Origin of the sequence: Rhizobium ecuadorense, assembly GCF_001187535.1 — a bacterium.
Taxonomy (GTDB): domain Bacteria; phylum Pseudomonadota; class Alphaproteobacteria; order Rhizobiales; family Rhizobiaceae; genus Rhizobium; species Rhizobium ecuadorense.
In genome coordinates this window covers 40,399-52,725 of record NZ_LFIO01001107.1, presented here as the reverse complement: position 1 = coordinate 52,725, position 12,327 = coordinate 40,399, and the positions used below count along the sequence as shown (strand labels likewise).

The 12,327-nt window shown below is 59.3% G+C and carries 16 protein-coding genes and 1 tRNA gene; 12 read left to right on the top strand and 5 right to left on the bottom strand.

Annotated elements, in window-relative coordinates:
- Positions 1–191 precede the first annotated feature (191 nt).
- Positions 192–1,214 carry a porin gene (locus tag AF337_RS22445; protein WP_049733870.1) on the bottom strand — a complete coding sequence of 341 codons (1,023 nt, stop codon included), beginning with the start codon at positions 1,212–1,214 and terminating at the stop codon, positions 192–194.
- 740 nt (positions 1,215–1,954) lie between these two features.
- Between AF337_RS22445 and AF337_RS22440 the strand changes: the two genes are divergently transcribed.
- From AF337_RS22440 to AF337_RS22385, 12 genes are all read left to right on the top strand, one after another.
- The gene (locus AF337_RS22440) at positions 1,955–3,202 is read left to right on the top strand and encodes a tyrosine-type recombinase/integrase (RefSeq protein WP_049733869.1); all 1,248 of its coding nucleotides are present in this window, start codon (positions 1,955–1,957) and stop codon (positions 3,200–3,202) included.
- A complete protein-coding gene (locus tag AF337_RS22435; RefSeq protein WP_049733868.1) occupies positions 3,186–3,788 on the top strand; it encodes a hypothetical protein in 603 nt (200 codons plus the stop codon). The genes AF337_RS22440 and AF337_RS22435 overlap by 17 nt, the downstream gene beginning before the upstream one ends.
- A gap of 119 nt (positions 3,789–3,907) precedes the next feature.
- The gene (locus AF337_RS40735; protein ID WP_082336847.1) at positions 3,908–4,285 is read left to right on the top strand and encodes a helix-turn-helix transcriptional regulator; all 378 of its coding nucleotides are present in this window, start codon (positions 3,908–3,910) and stop codon (positions 4,283–4,285) included.
- A 127-nt stretch (positions 4,286–4,412) separates the two neighbouring features.
- Positions 4,413–4,661 (top strand): hypothetical protein, encoded by a 249-nt coding sequence (locus AF337_RS22425; protein WP_049733867.1) that lies wholly within the window; start codon positions 4,413–4,415, stop codon positions 4,659–4,661.
- Positions 4,662–4,921: 260 nt separating this feature from the next.
- Entirely contained in the window at positions 4,922–5,668 is a 747-nt protein-coding gene (locus AF337_RS22420) for a helix-turn-helix domain-containing protein (RefSeq protein ID WP_049733866.1), read from the top strand.
- Positions 5,665–6,246, top strand: coding sequence for a hypothetical protein (locus tag AF337_RS22415; RefSeq protein WP_049733865.1), 582 nt, complete (start codon positions 5,665–5,667; stop codon positions 6,244–6,246). Before AF337_RS22420 ends, AF337_RS22415 begins: the two co-directional genes overlap by 4 nt.
- On the top strand, positions 6,243–6,539 hold the full coding sequence (locus tag AF337_RS22410) for a hypothetical protein (RefSeq protein WP_049733864.1): 297 nt from the start codon (positions 6,243–6,245) through the stop codon (positions 6,537–6,539). Before AF337_RS22415 ends, AF337_RS22410 begins: the two co-directional genes overlap by 4 nt.
- Positions 6,540–6,616: 77 nt before the next feature.
- Entirely contained in the window at positions 6,617–7,630 is a 1,014-nt protein-coding gene (locus AF337_RS22405) for a phage major capsid family protein (protein ID WP_049733863.1), read from the top strand.
- Between the two features lie 15 nt (positions 7,631–7,645).
- On the top strand, positions 7,646–7,840 hold the full coding sequence (locus AF337_RS22400; RefSeq protein WP_049734124.1) for a hypothetical protein: 195 nt from the start codon (positions 7,646–7,648) through the stop codon (positions 7,838–7,840).
- Positions 7,837–8,040 carry a hypothetical protein gene (locus AF337_RS22395; RefSeq protein ID WP_049733862.1) on the top strand — a complete coding sequence of 68 codons (204 nt, stop codon included), beginning with the start codon at positions 7,837–7,839 and terminating at the stop codon, positions 8,038–8,040. Before AF337_RS22400 ends, AF337_RS22395 begins: the two co-directional genes overlap by 4 nt.
- A gap of 23 nt (positions 8,041–8,063) precedes the next feature.
- Positions 8,064–8,492, top strand: a complete 429-nt coding sequence (locus AF337_RS22390) for an RNA polymerase subunit sigma-70 (RefSeq protein WP_342028448.1) — start codon at positions 8,064–8,066, stop codon at positions 8,490–8,492.
- Between the two features lie 66 nt (positions 8,493–8,558).
- Complete coding sequence (locus AF337_RS22385; RefSeq protein WP_049733861.1) at positions 8,559–9,329, top strand: DUF5677 domain-containing protein; 771 nt, start codon at positions 8,559–8,561, stop codon at positions 9,327–9,329.
- Between the two features lie 149 nt (positions 9,330–9,478).
- Here AF337_RS22385 and mauJ read toward each other — a convergent pair whose 3' ends face one another.
- The 4 genes from mauJ to AF337_RS22365 all read right to left on the bottom strand — a co-directional run bounded on the left by mauJ (position 9,479) and on the right by AF337_RS22365 (position 12,313).
- Positions 9,479–10,726, bottom strand: coding sequence for a methylamine utilization protein MauJ (gene mauJ / locus AF337_RS22380; protein ID WP_152971159.1), 1,248 nt, complete (start codon positions 10,724–10,726; stop codon positions 9,479–9,481).
- A 187-nt stretch (positions 10,727–10,913) separates the two neighbouring features.
- Entirely contained in the window at positions 10,914–11,423 is a 510-nt protein-coding gene (locus tag AF337_RS42480) for a hypothetical protein (protein WP_152971158.1), read from the bottom strand.
- 167 nt (positions 11,424–11,590) lie between these two features.
- Entirely contained in the window at positions 11,591–11,986 is a 396-nt protein-coding gene (locus AF337_RS22370) for a hypothetical protein (protein ID WP_342028447.1), read from the bottom strand.
- 236 nt (positions 11,987–12,222) lie between these two features.
- Positions 12,223–12,313: transfer RNA gene (locus AF337_RS22365), tRNA-Ser, on the bottom strand.
- Between the last annotated feature and the right edge of the window lie 14 nt (positions 12,314–12,327).

The window sequence follows — 12,327 nt, the reverse complement described above, 5'->3', positions numbered from 1 at the left end:
CAATTTGATTCAGGCGATGCGCTTTCGCTCCTTGCATTTATGCATTTCGTTATCCCGGAACCGCTGCCCATTTCCGGGCGATATGCATTGGCCTCATGGAAGCCGGCGAGCTGACAGACGGTGCGATCCCTCAATGCAAAAAAGCCCGGCTCGAGAGCCGGGCTTTCCTGATTGACCGAAGTCAGATCAGATTAGAACGAACGCTGCAGGCGGAAGTAGCCCGTCGTGGAGTCGTCGCCATCATCCGGATCGAGGTACTGAACCGAAGCCTTGGCGTAGAAGTTGTCGACGATCTGGTAATCAACCGTCAGACCGACCTTCCAGGCATCGCCGAGACCGTCGAAGTCATCCGGAACAGCCTTGCCACCGCCGAAGTAGTTGCCGTAGTACTGAACGGCCGGGGTGATCTTCAGCTTGTCGGTTGCCTTGATAGCGTATTCAGCAGCAACAGCCCACTCAGCCGAAGAGTAGTAGGAGTTCGGGCCGGTGGAGTATACGCCGGCCAAGCCGAGCGTGCCGGGACCGATGTCAACCGTACCCATTGCACGGATAGCACCGTCGTCATTGTCGACGTCGTAGCCGGCAGTGACCTGGTAGCTGAACGCGCCAGCCTTGCCGCCGAGACCAACAGCAACGCCAACGTTGTTGGCTTCTTCGCCGGCCTTGTAAACGCCGTCTTCCAGCTCATCGACGCTGATGCCAGCGTAGAAGTCGCCAGTTTCGTACTGATAACGGATGGAGTTGTGGAGGGTTTCGACCGAACCGATGTCGTCGGTTTCGCCGGAGAGGCCATCGTCCCACCAGCTGTAGAAGAGACCAGCGCGGAAGCCCGCGATGTCGAGGTAAGCGGAGTCGAGCTTGGCTTCCTGATCCGAGGCGTTGTCAGCATTGAACTGCATGACGATAACGCCGGTCAGCGGACCATACTCGGTGTCGCTCTTGGCCGTGAACTGAACCTGACCGCGGGTAACGGCATCCCAGTCCGAATCACCGCCGACGTCTTCGCCAACGTTAACCTGGAAACGGATGTAGCCGTTGATCTTGAGGCAGGTTTCGGTGCCCGGGATGTAGAAGTAGCCGGTGCCGTAAGCGTCGCAGACGCGGACGTATTCAACCGGTTCCGGCTCGGCAGCAACGATAGCGTCAGCAGCCTGAGCACCGGAAACTACTGCGAGAGCAGCAGCGGAGCCGAGAAGAAGGCTCTTGATGTTCATAAATGACCTCCAATTCAAAGTTTCGTTCGGGTTTGGGATCTTTCGCTGAGCAGCGTTCCCTGCCCCATTCCCGTGTTGCAAGAAGTGGACGATCAGTCGCCCTTGCTTCCGACGATGAAAATACAAGACGGAAGCCGTCACGCAATCACCAACTTACTCGGATGGGGGGTTTCAGGGAGCCTTCCCGACTTCCTGTTGCTCAAAGGACACAAGTCGGGCAGCCGGCCCTGATTTCCTTTATGCTTTGTTAAGAAAACCTTGGTTTTGCGGCAGCTTAGGTCGGACCAACAGTGATCTGGACATGAGCTGCGCAACATATTTGGAACGCTTTTTTGACGAAATCCTGATGCCGGACGAGATATCGCCACTGCGGCAAGCGTAACCAGACATGCACGGATTCGGTTTCGTTGCGTGTCGGGGCATGCGAGCGAGCGATGATTCCCCGCTGGCGATTCTCACTCTCGAGGCGGAGCGATTCTCTTATTGCGCGATCGCAAGGCATGATCGCCCAGCGATCACGAGACATTAAGTCGCCTAAGCGGAAATGGCTTTCCGCGTGAATTGAACTGAGCTGGGAAAATCAAGATGGCGGAGAAGATGCCCGCCAACAATTTGAATTTACTATCTTTATTGGCAACATTCCTTGCCATTTCCTAATCTTGCGGCAATATTCGTAACCATGTTGGCCGCTATCGTCCTTGTTATCAATGCGACGGATTAGGAAAACGGTTAGGAAAGAAATGGCCCGCCACAAGCTCACAGAGACAAAGGTCAAGGCCGCGCTCAAGGCCGGGAAAACAGACAAGCTAGGCGACGGCGACGGGCTGTGGCTATACGTCCAGGCGAGCGGGTCGGCATCTTGGGTGTTCATTTGGATTCGGCATAAATTGCGCCGCGAACTTGGGCTCGGCTCCTACAGCAGCGGCGTTCGCCATGTGTCGCTCGCAGACGCGCGGGACAAAGCCGAAGCGGTACGCGGCATTCTCGGGCGCGGCGGTGATCCGTTCAATGAATTGCCGGAACGCATCGCCGCTGTAAAACCAAAGACGTTCGGCGAGGTCTGCGACGATCTCCTTGCAGCGAAGGAAACCACCTTCCGCAACGAAAAGCATAAGGCGCAATGGCGGATGACCTTGGAGGTTTATGCCAAGCCGCTGCGCAAGATACCTGTGACCGATGTCGCGACCGACGATGTTGTGCGCGTTCTTCGCCCCTTGTGGCAGGATAAACAGGAAACCGCGTCACGGTTGCGCGGTCGGATCGAGAAGGTTCTCGACTATGCCAAAGCGCTCAAGCTGCGCGATGGCGAAAACCCGGCGCGGTGGAAAGGCCATCTCGATCACGTCCTCGGCGAACGCCGAAAACTAAAACGCGGTCACCATGCGGCAATGCCCTATGTGGATGTTCCGGCGTTCATGGTGAGGCTGAGCCAAGCGGAAGGGCTTGGCGCTCGTGCGCTAGAATTGTGCATCCTGACAGCGACCCGTTCCGGCGAGGTCCTGAACGCGCGTTGGTCGGAGATCGACTTTGACGCAGCCACTTGGACGGTCCCGGCAGAGCGGATGAAGGCCGGGAAAGAACACGTCGTACCGCTTTCCCCTCGCGCCATGGCGATATTGAAGGCGCTCCACGAGAAGCGGCTTTCCGATTTCGTATTTCCCGGTCAAGCGCCCCGGAAGCCAATCTCCGGTATGGCAATGGCAATGACGATGCGCCGCTTGGAGGTCGGCAGTTTCACAGTCCACGGCTTCCGATCTGCCTTCCGCGATTGGTGCGGAGACGCGACCAGCTTCCCGCGAGATGTGGCAGAGGCTGCGCTGGCGCACGTAATACAGGGCGTCGAGGCGGCCTATCGGCGCGGCTCGGCATTGGCGAAGCGGCGGAAGTTGTTGGAGGCATGGGCCAGCTATTGCTCAACCACGAACACGGGCAAAGTGCTGACCATGGAGCGGCGGAAGAGTGAGATCGACCGTGACGCAGCCCATTGATGCAGAGAAAGCGATTGAACTCGTGCGGCGGCAACTGGAGCGCTTTTTGCCGACCGAGCTGACGGCGTCGCAACGGGGCCAGGGACGGGCAGACTTGGATAAAGCACGGCGCTCGGGCATTGTCCAACCAGATGGCAACGCGGGACGGTGGCTTAGTCGCCCCGACAGTGGTGATCCCGTCTACCTTCAGGCCCGCCTTCTCGATTCGGACAAACTGGACGATCTGTTAAAAACCGCCGTCGCTGGCAATAAAGAGGCCGGCGACCAAGTGACCGCTATTGCCATCTGGCTCCTGGAAACAGGACAACCTCTGCCATCCTCTTTTGGTGAGTTTCTGATCAGCCTGTTGCGCAAGAGGTTGCCGAAGGTGCGTGGAAACCGCGCTCGGGATTTCCAATACTGCATGGCGTTGTACATGTTGCAGGACCACGGCTTCAGCCCGACCAGAAACCGTGCCCTGCATGGTGACCCTGACGCGAGCGAATCCGGCTGCTCGATCCTGTCCAAGGCGCTCGCCGGCATGGGAAGCCATGTTCCGGAGCGGACGCTTGAGAGGATATGGGAACAATATTCTGACATGCGCTAGACCGTACCCAATTTCGTCAATGCAATTTTGGTACGACTGCCGACTTCGACGGGCATATTTAGTCAGCTGCTAACCCGAGCGGCTTTGTTGAACTAGCCGTTCCAAACGCGGAGTGGCAAATGGAAAAAGCTCTCAAACGGCACCAGGGCCGGATCGGCGACCTCTGTGCGGACCAAGGCCGCCAAGCCACAAATCTTGGCTTCGGATCCGAAATCGCTAAACTTAAAATCGAGGTCGACAACCTCAAGGCAAACCGTTCGACGGCTCCGCCCACTTTCGACGTGCCTGTCCTGATTTCCCTTAATGACGCCTGCAAGCTGATCAGCCTGTCCCGCACAGCCGTCAATCGGTGGCGCTCGCTCGGGCTGTTTCCCGCTGCCGTCGCCCTCGGCGGCAAACGCATCGCGTTTGTCCGCGCTGAGGTCGAACAATGGGTGCGCGATCGAATAGCTGAGCGTGATCAGGCATCACGCACGGCCACCAACTCCGCCAATTAAACCGAGCCGCCACGCTGACGACGCGCGGCGGCTCTATTGGGACTTGCAGGCATCGGAAAGTGCCCCAAAATTTAGTCCCATCGAGTTTAACGCGCAAGATCGCGGCGTCCACCTTGAGGTGAACGTTATGCATCGCGAAATTTCGAAAACTACCGCTCCTAAGCAGCCAGATGACGACGACGTCGCGCCGCTCAAGACGCGGATCGCCGCACTGGAAGCCCAAGTTACCGACCTCGAAGATGAAGTCATTGATCTGGAGATCGAACTGGAGGCAGTGCCCGATCCCGACTTACTCGCAGATATCCGGTCCGACCTCGAAAAGGGCGATATTGAATTTGCGCTGGTCCGGATCGGCCGAGCGATTGGGTGGTACTGACATGAACCCCGACCGCCTCGACGCACAGACAGCCATTCCTATGCCACAATGGCGACCACCCCACGACGCCGCCGGTATGACCGACCCCGAAAAAGCGCGTTGGTGCCTCGACCACGGAGTCGGCAGGCTCTCGCGACAAGAGCGCGAATTCCTTTTCGCCATATCGAGACGGTCGGATCCACTATCAGCAAAACAGCGCCAACAGCTTGACGAGCTGCATGAGCGGTTGAGCAAGCGGACTTAAAGCGAGGTGGCGCGTCATGAGAAATTTCGCCGCTTGGAAGCTCGACCTGCTCGACCGCATGTCAGTCGACGGCCGCCTCTCGCCAAGTGATTTCAGAGTAGCTTTTCGCCTGCTCCATTACATGGACGCAGTCACCGGCGCTTGCTTTCCAGCGCAGCAAACGATCATCGCGGATACCGGACTGGGCGAGCGTGCCGTGCGTTACGCGCTTACGAGCCTATGCGCCTGCGGCTGGTTAAAGATCGAACGATCCGGATCGAGAAAGCGCGGTCGGGCTCAAAACCACTACTGTTTTCCGGGCCGTGACTATCGGCATGCTGATGCCGGTAAACAAACGTCTACTACCGGCACACCGGCACGAGAGTACCGGCACCCAATTGCCGGTGCCTCCCTTATTGAACACTTTGAAGAAGAGAACACGGATAAAACGGAGGCGCGTAAGCGCGTCGCTCACGAGCGCGGCACCCGCATCCCCGAAAACTTCAGCCCGGACATCTCCATTGCCCTGGCGGAGGGTATGACGACCGAAGGGGCGAGGCGAAGCGCACTCAACTTCGTCGACTACTGGAAAAACAGACCCGGTGCCGGAGGCCGCAAACTCGATTGGGAGGCAACCTGGAGAATATGGGCGCGGAAGGATGCCGCCGACGCAAATCGAAAGGGAACGGATCGCCGGCAGGGTCCAGCCCACATCGCAGAGCAAGCGCTCGAAGAGGCACGCCGAGCCCACGAGAGAGAACAGCAACGAGGACTTTTCCAATGACGGGTTTGAACCTACCGGCTGTCCAGCCCGATATGTCTCGCGCGGCGTCCGACGCTGAGAAGCTTGTCGTGCTGACCCGCCTCCTCGCGGCTTACCCATGCCGCACGCCAAGCGATTTCCGGCTCGTGAAGCCCGCCTACATGCAAGCGCTCGAAGGGGTCAGCCGATGGGCGTTATTGGAGGCGGAACGCCGGATCAATCAGAATTCGCTAGGCCACGCCTTTATGCCATCGCCAAGCGAACTGCGCGCTCAAATCGACCGCGTGATGGAACCGTTTCGCGAAAGAGCACGGCGGGCCGCCGAAGAGCGGAGGCTCTACCAGTGGCCCGAGGAGCCCCGCGCCCTACCGGCGCCGGCCGGCGATCCGGAGGCCGTCGCCAAGTGGCGCGCCAAGCGGAATGCTGACATGGCTGAAGCAGCCCTGAAGACGGCAAGCGCTCCCGTCGATCCAGCATTGTTCGCCGGCCGGGACGAACGAACGAAGCGGACATCAGCCGACGCGGTTGCCGATTTCATTTCGCGGCAGCATCGACGGCATTCCCGTTCCTCGGAGACGGGGAAGGAAACCGACCCATGACGGATAGGCTCAGACGGATCGACCTGCTGATCTCGGCCACACGCCGGCACCTCGACGGGCTGCTGGCTCTGCGAGCTGATATGGCCGGCGCGCCGGTGCCGGAGCTGGACGCCGCCGACGACTTCGCTGAGGAAAATCTCATTGATGCGGGGACCGGCGCTCAGCGCGCCGGCGTTTCCAAGCAGACGATCCGCAGATGGGTGAAGGATCATTCCATCGGCGTTAAGCGGGGCGGCCGCCTTCTGGTCTCGGTCCCGCGCCTCCGCCGTCACGCCGGGGACAATAGCCTGTGAGCGTTTCGAGCGTTTAAGGTCCTTCCCCATGAGCGTTTCGGCCTGCACCCTTGTGGGTCAAAGCAGGAGTTATCGAAATGAACGAACACGCGGCAACAATCTTGTCCATCGTCCGCGCCCTCGCCATCTGCGAGCGGACGGGCGAGTCGACCGGCGACATCGCAGACCGGCTTCGAATGCCGGCACCGGCGCAACGAATTCTGAAAGCGGCGGTCGGCGCCGGGACGCTGAGCGATCCGGCATGGGCCTCCGGTCTGGCCGATATGCAGGCCGCGAGCAGCGCGTTCCTCCAAGCGCTGGGCGGCAGATCGGCTTTCGCGGCTCTGCTCGATCTCGGAGTCCTGACCCGCGCGCCGTTGGGTTCCAGTGTCGGCGCCGTCGCGGAAGGAGCCGTCGGCGGTGTGACCGGCGATGGCCAAGCTCGCCCCGTCTCGCGCATGTCGTTGAACGGCGATGCGCTCCTGCCGCAACAGGCCGACGCCGTCATCGTGTTGAGCCGCGAAATCCTCGAAAATAGTTCGGCCGCAAGTCAGAGTTTCGTCTCCCGTCAACTTCGCCGGGCAGTCGCGAAGGCGCTCGACGTCGGCGCGCTCAGCACGCTCATCACATCCGCCACACCGACCTTCGCTGCCACCGACAATCATGCCGCCGACTTGAAGCAGCTGCTGGACGCGGTCAACAGCGGGGAAGGCCGGCTCTGCTGGATCGCCGCGCCCGATACCGCGAATAGCATTGCCTTGCTCAATGACGGCCGAGGAAGCGCCTCGCCGGAAGGCGTTTCCGAATTTTTGAACCTGCCGTTCGCCGTCTCGGCCGGCCTCGCCGCCGGCACGTTAATGCTGATCGACGGTGACCGAGTCGTCGGGGATATCGAATCGCTCGGCATCGATATCGCGCGCCATGCCGCACTTCAGATGAACGACGCGCCGACCATGGACGCCATCACGCCGACGGCAACGCCCACGGTCTCGCTCTGGCAGACCAACGCCGTCGCCGTGAAGGTCTCCGCGCTCTTCGGCGCCGTCGCCGGCACGCCCGACGCGCTCGCCGTCCTGACGGACATCGAATGGCCGGCGCTGGCGTCGGGTTGATCGGAGGATATGCAGATGAGCTTTGACGGCAAACAATTCGGCGCCGAGATCGTCCAGATCGTGAAGGATCACCTAGAACGGAACCTATCCCCAATAGCGGCCCGTCTCGACGCGGTTGAGGCCCGTCTCCTGCTTCTTGAAGGTCAGGTCGGCGCGACAAAGAGCCGTCCCGTCGTCCGGGTCGCGGCTCGATCGGAGACGGCAACATGATCCCGGTCGATGACATTTCGCAGGTCGATCCGGTCCTCTGCGAAGATGGCCGGAATGTCGGCTTCTATGCTTGGACAGACGATGATGAGACGTTCTTCTGGTCGATCCCATTGCCGATGATGGTCGAGGAGGTCGCCTTCGAGAGCCTGCTGCCGGAGTGGGTTGAGCTAGGCTGGAAGATGCTCATGCAGCAGGGGTAGCCGGGGGGTGAGCCAACGCCAAAATGGCCGCCGTCAAAAGACCCGCGCGCCTTCTCACTCCCGGATTTTTTTCTCGCCGGCAGAACATCGAGGACGGGTTTTTCCCGCCTATCATGGAAAACCAGAAAAGCACCTCCGGCCGACCCCGGCATCACCCCACGGACATGCAACGTCGTCTGGTCCAGGTGCTTGCAGGTCAGGCCGTTCCGCAGCCCGAAATCTGCCGCATCCTCGCCGTCAGCCCAAAGACGCTGCGGAAGCGCTATCGCCGGGAGCTGGACGTCGGTGCCGCAAAGCTCGAAAGCGCGTTGATAGCGCATCTGCTCCGCCTCACCGCTGGCAATGATGATGTGGCGCTACGGGCGATTAGATTCGCACTCCAGGCGCGATTCGGCTGGTCACCGTATGCACCACCGCGCGCCGAGTATCCGGCAGATGATCTTATCAAATAACGTGCAGAACTCGAACGGATCGGCCATATTGCGAAACCTATCAACAGTGGGGAATGAGGACTGTGGATGCTCGATTTTCTGTCCTATACTTTTGCCGAAGCCTACAAGCATCTCACGGAGATTAAGTTCGACAAGGGTAGTCCTCTCCACCGGACGATCGTGTCCTTGTACGCCACCATCATAGAACAGACGCAGGACGCCATGGTGCTGCACCGATCCGGTCAACACGTCACATTGGATATTATTCTCCGTGCCACGTTGGAGGCGTTCGTGGACATTGAGAACCTGTGTCGCGACGATACTTATCTGAACCACATGAAAGCTTCCTTCCACGAGCAGTGGATAAAGCTTGCGCAGCATGGCGTTGCAGGGGGAAACCCGTTTTTGCAGGGTTTTACGAACAACCCTGAGGCCGCCTCATTGCTGGCACAGCATAGGGTTGATCTTGATGCACTGTCGTTAACCCCTCCCCTAAATGTCTACGAGCGGTTCCGTCGCGCGGGCATGGAGGACATTTATCGCTCAGTCTACAACAGCCTGTGCAATGAGACGCACAACAACATCCGCGCCCTGACCAATCGGCATCTGCGCGTCGAAGGAGATAATTGGGAGCTTGTCATCTTCGATCAGCCACAGGCAGACAGCCTCGCATCCACTCTGAGCAGCTTCATAGGCATTCTTGTGCGCAGCTCCTCCATAATTCACGACTACTTCCAGACCGGCGCCAGGGAGGCGATTAAGGCGTTGAGCGATGAGCACGAAGCATTCATCAGAAGCTATGAGGAAACGATGCAGCAGGAGCCGGCGTTGGCCGAAAAGGATGAGACAGGCAGTTAAATGTGTGGGCTAGTGCCATTACCGGCGCGACGAAGGCAGTTTCAAAGATTGGCCTAGTGCGCCTCCGCCCGAATCCCGCGCGCTCGCTGTCGGGGATACGCAGGCGGCAAAGGGGGCACCAGTGCGTTAAAATGCCCCGTGAGCATCTATTAAATTTCTTTAGGACCGACTGGGTCCAAGATCTCACGGAATAGGTCCTGCCAGATCCCTTCTTCCTTTTTTTCCAATGCCTTTCGGATTCGAGCCATGTCCGTCGCCAGCACAAGCGCATAGACATAACCGTCGTGCTCCTGGACCCGGATGCGCTTGACCATCTCTTGGTGGTCGCCGGGTGAATAGCTGAGCTTACGTAGCCGGTCATACTGCTCGAGCGTCATCCTGATATGTGACGGCAAAGCGCTCTGCGGCGGCCCGGGCGGCACCATCGTCATCTTGAACCCTTTGAATTCAAGATCAAAATGGCCCTCTTGATCCAAAGGGACAACGGTCCGGAGATGGCCGTACGCATTGACTTTGTAGTGCAAATAAGTCGATGGGAGGCCCATGTATGCGCCGTTAACAACCTCTTTCGGGAACTGTCTGACGAGGGCTTTGAACAGGATTTTTCCCAAGATATCGACTACGCTTTCGTGTGGATCAGGTAGCGCGCTTTCAATTTCCCGAAGCGTTGCCCCATGCATAAGGCTGTTCCGGGTCTTGTCGAGCAAGTCCACGGTCGCTTCGTCACACTTCGCATCTGCCGCCATCATCAACGCCCGGATGGCCTGTTTCGCATAGGGCCTATGCTCCGGGTGCTTTTCGCATTTCTCGCAGTAGAGAGCTGACTGACAGTGAGGGCATTTGTCATGAACCTTCGCGGTCGGCTTCTGAAACTCGGCAACGATCTCGAGGGCGAACCAGAAGTAGGCAAACTGGTCATCCGGCGAGCCCGCATGAATCCCTAGCCTGTACCAGCGGAGCGCGCGTCGTATTGCTGGCGGAACGTCAAACTCCAGCAAGCGCTCAATGGAGCCTGCATGCTCTGGCTGCAGGAAGGGTTGCGGGTCATCGTGCTCAATGACTTCGCTCCACAAGTGGACGTCCCTCATCGCTCCCTGGGCAGGTTCAGCGTCCACGATCTGCCGGATCCTGTGCTTCCTAAAGCTGGAGCCCGTCGTGAAGGCCAGCATGTTCAGGCAGTTGGCCAGTAGGTCGTCGGCAACGTCGTTGGCCTCCTTCAAGCTTAGGGCTTCGAAGTAGAGGTGAAGGGAAAGCAAAAAAGGCGTCGTATATTCTGAACGAGGAATATTTTTGATCCGCGCCTCGAAAGATCCGTTCGGATCCTTGATGGTCAGCACAAGATCATCGGTGACCACCGACACACTAGAAGTTATTTCAAAATTCGCTACACAGCGCATGAATCACTCCGCTTTGGCCTTGTCGCTCATAACATTGCCGGCGCTCGTTGACCTAGCGGTAGCGCGAGAATGTCGGGGTTCTCCACTCGGTCACCCATCAAGCGCCGCATTTTCCCAACCATGTCGGGACCGACTCGGCAGCGCCGGGCGATCTCCCGGTCAGACCACTGCCGCCATTCCTCGTCCATCAGAAGGCGTCGAGCCGACCGGCGCTCATCGTCACTGGAAGAAAATCCAGTGAGCGGCATTCCCTGCGCAGAAGGAAACGGTCGGGCAACGGGCAATGGCGCGGGCGATGCTGAAGCCGGAGGGCGAACAAGGGAAGCGCACCGATCTTGAAAACGACCTCCGCAACGCCGTTGGGGAGGTTAGCGGCGAATATGTTCGTCGCGCCCGCTATGTGTTCCGCCACGACGAGGCCCTGGCGCAATCCGTCATGAGCGGCGCGGATACGCTTAACGCCGCCTATGAGGCCGCTAAGGCGGGCGCCGTCCTGTATCCCTTTCACCCTGGCGGCGGTAAAGATTTCGCCGGCCTCGATGCGCTCCGCGATCAGGGCTTGGATGTCCGGCTCGACTTGGGCAACCTCCGCTAAGGCGCGGTTGGAAATGTTTCCCCAATGGGGAAACAATTCTGGATCAATACCCTTGAAGATTTCGATCGCGCGATAGGCGGAGCTTTGAGGGATATGCGGCAACCGGGTCGCAAGCCATCCAGTAAATCCGCCCTCATCGCGCCGATATTTGAAAAGGTCCTGGGCGGCGGCAAAGAGACGTCCCTACGCGCGATGTTCGGCACCGAGCATTATCCCCCGGCCGGATCGACGGCGCGCGCTGGCGGCCCCGTGGGAGGCAAGGCGGAGCATCAGCGCCGCGTTGCCAACCGCCAGAGTTCGGCTAGATCGTCTAGCCCCATGCGCAGCATATCCGCCGCTGTGAGCCGTTCCCGCTTGCCGTCGCCGACGACCTCATGCAGCGCATAGCCCTCGCCCGCTACAGCGCTGACGAGGCCGTACATCCGGGCGCCGAGGAGAGCCCGGCATCGGGCCAGCTCCTTGCCCGCGTTCGCCTGCCGCTGGGTGATCGGGTCGGGCGCCTTGCCACCGTCGACACGTTCCCGGCCGTAATCAACGGCGCCGGCTCCCTTGCCGCCCATCATTTCCCAGAGCCTTCGGAACCGATCAGCAGCGGCTACCTGGGCAGCATCGAGAACACCTCTCGCCGCCATGGTCGTGATGGCGCTTTCGCGGACGTTCATCATTGCGACGACGTCGCGAGGGTTCGTCGCATCGGCCGGATGGGCGCGGGAATGAAAGGGATTCGCTACGAGGACGGGGCGGAGCTTTAATTTCTTGGATGGCGCGGGCATGCCGGCAGGATGCCAGAAAGGTGGGAGAACGAAAAGCTGCCGCAACATTTTTCGTTAGGAACAAGATTAGGAAGGGGCGATCAAGATTTGAATTTGTACAATAAATTCAAATAGTTAAATGATGCTAATGGCGGAGAAGATGGGATTCGAACCCACGATACGCTTTTGACGTATACTCCCTTAGCAGGGGAGCGCCTTCGACCACTCGGCCACCTCTCCGGTGCGGCCTAACT

Bases quoted from the DNA above. Each gene is read 5' to 3' on its own strand.
- AF337_RS22445 (WP_049733870.1), bottom strand. From the start codon at position 1,214: ATGAACATCAAGAGCCTTCTTCTCGGCTCCGCTGCTGCTCTCGCAGTA.
- AF337_RS22440 (WP_049733869.1), top strand. From the start codon at position 1,955: ATGGCCCGCCACAAGCTCACAGAGACAAAGGTCAAGGCCGCGCTCAAG.
- AF337_RS40735 (WP_082336847.1), top strand. From the start codon at position 3,908: ATGGAAAAAGCTCTCAAACGGCACCAGGGCCGGATCGGCGACCTCTGT.
- AF337_RS22425 (WP_049733867.1), top strand. From the start codon at position 4,413: ATGCATCGCGAAATTTCGAAAACTACCGCTCCTAAGCAGCCAGATGAC.
- AF337_RS22420 (WP_049733866.1), top strand. From the start codon at position 4,922: ATGAGAAATTTCGCCGCTTGGAAGCTCGACCTGCTCGACCGCATGTCA.
- AF337_RS22415 (WP_049733865.1), top strand. From the start codon at position 5,665: ATGACGGGTTTGAACCTACCGGCTGTCCAGCCCGATATGTCTCGCGCG.
- AF337_RS22410 (WP_049733864.1), top strand. From the start codon at position 6,243: ATGACGGATAGGCTCAGACGGATCGACCTGCTGATCTCGGCCACACGC.
- AF337_RS22405 (WP_049733863.1), top strand. From the start codon at position 6,617: ATGAACGAACACGCGGCAACAATCTTGTCCATCGTCCGCGCCCTCGCC.
- AF337_RS22400 (WP_049734124.1), top strand. From the start codon at position 7,646: ATGAGCTTTGACGGCAAACAATTCGGCGCCGAGATCGTCCAGATCGTG.
- AF337_RS22395 (WP_049733862.1), top strand. From the start codon at position 7,837: ATGATCCCGGTCGATGACATTTCGCAGGTCGATCCGGTCCTCTGCGAA.
- AF337_RS22390 (WP_342028448.1), top strand. From the start codon at position 8,064: ATGGCCGCCGTCAAAAGACCCGCGCGCCTTCTCACTCCCGGATTTTTT.
- AF337_RS22385 (WP_049733861.1), top strand. From the start codon at position 8,559: ATGCTCGATTTTCTGTCCTATACTTTTGCCGAAGCCTACAAGCATCTC.
- mauJ (WP_152971159.1), bottom strand. From the start codon at position 10,726: ATGCGCTGTGTAGCGAATTTTGAAATAACTTCTAGTGTGTCGGTGGTC.
- AF337_RS22370 (WP_342028447.1), bottom strand. From the start codon at position 11,986: ATGATGAACGTCCGCGAAAGCGCCATCACGACCATGGCGGCGAGAGGT.